The following is a 1,681-nucleotide window of genomic DNA, read 5'->3' as shown; positions in this document are numbered from 1 at the left end:
CGGTAGTTTTCAACCCAGTTGTCCAAAATACTATGCTTAAGCTGCTTGTTTGTTGAGTGCCATTTCTTCAAGTCTTGCGGGATTTAGTGAGACGGCACCTTTAGGCTCCCAATTTCGAGTTTCACCAGACCATCGACCAGGGTTTTTAAGTTTAGCGCTCTCATACACTGACTGCCTGTTCATCAGCAAATCACTTTCTTCACCATTATGACGACTATTAGGTGTGACGAAGTTTAAGCCACTGTGTAAATGACAGTCATTATATGCATGTTCAAATGCTAGCATCCATTCACGAGAGGTTTCTATTGACACAAACCCTTCAGACGGCCATTCAGGGCAATATTTAACAGTTCGGAATAACGATTCAGAGTAAGGATTATCATTGCTAACACGTGGTCGACTATGGGACGCAAGCATGCCTAGTTCAGCTAGTCTCGCTTTTAAGGTATAAGACGTCATAGGCGCACCATTGTCCGAGTGCAGGACCGGTGGATTATGCCAGCAGCCTTCACGAATCAATGCGCGTTCGATCAGTTGCTTGGCTAGCTCTCCTGATTCAGCAACATGAACCTCCCAGACAACGATTTTTCGGCTGTAGATGTCCATCACAAGGTATAAATACCAATACTGACCTTTGACTGTTGAGGGTATGTAGCTAATGTCCCAGCACCACACTTCGTTAGGTGCTTTTGCTGTGTAACTTGTTGGTTGTGCTACTTTTTTAGGAGGTTGTGTGCGCCCACGATGGTTCAGTTGTTCATGCTTGTGCAATACGCGATAGAATGTTGATTCAGATGCAATATATACGCCTTGATCCGCTAGTAATGGCACTATTTGTGAAGGTGGCAAGCTGCGATATTCAGGTAAATTGCAGGTCATGATGATCTCATGCTCTTCTTCAACCGTCAGTTGATGAGGCTGAATGCCGGGTTTACTCTCAGGTCGCTGATCTTCTTGAATAACACCATCATCAGACCGCCAGCGCTTCAGTGTACGATGGCTTATACCCATGATTTGAGCTGCTTTTTGGTGAGTGGCGCCTGTGTTGATGGCTTCATCAAAGTATTCCAATAGCCTTGTACGCTCAGACAACGGCGTTAGCTGTCCTCGTTGTCCTGATCTGTTCCATACAAGGCTTCGAGCTTTTTTGAGAGTACCAGCAATGAAGTCGTCTCAGCCAGTACACGATCTTTACGCCTGACTTCTGCTTGAAGCTTTTTAATCGTTTTTCGGTCATCACGCTGTTGTTTATGTAACAGTTGTTCTTGGTTTTTTTGTTGTGATGCGCCCTGAATGCAAGCTGCTTTCCACCGTTGAATCTGTTCAACATAGAGCCCTTTTTCACGGCAATATTGGCTGAGCTCAGTCTCTGAAAGACTGGCTGTTTCAATAACGACAGCAAACTTGGCTTCGGGTGACCAATCATCAGCAGTATTTCGATCGCCTGGCACAGGGACTCCTTTTAAGCGGCATTGTTTTAACCAACTATACAGTGTTATTGACGGAATGCCTTCCTCTGACGATACGGAAGCAACGGAACGATTTATGGGTGGTAGCAATTTCTTTAGTACTGAAGCTTTACGCTCACTGGAATAACGAGGCATAACAGTTCTCATTCCACCCGCTCAAAGAATTATAAAAGGCTAAATCGCCAAGTGGACAACTAGGCTAACAGAGCGGG

At 45.1% G+C, this 1,681-nt stretch carries 1 protein-coding gene; it reads right to left on the bottom strand.

The genetic code is table 11. The features are described 5' to 3' along the window. Positions 1-36: 36 nt before the first annotated feature. A protein-coding gene (locus DN062_RS18355; protein ID WP_239995857.1) for an IS3 family transposase occupies positions 37-1,604 on the bottom strand; the annotation gives its coding sequence in 2 pieces (ribosomal slippage) (positions 37-1,113 and positions 1,116-1,604; 1,566 coding nt in all). Positions 1,605-1,681: the final 77 nt, after the last annotated feature.

It is taken from the genome of Nitrincola tibetensis (assembly GCF_003284585.1).
Lineage (GTDB): Bacteria > Pseudomonadota > Gammaproteobacteria > Pseudomonadales > Balneatricaceae > Nitrincola > Nitrincola tibetensis.
The sequence above is the reverse complement of the archived record's forward strand: the minus strand, read 5'-3'. Positions and strand labels throughout refer to the sequence as shown.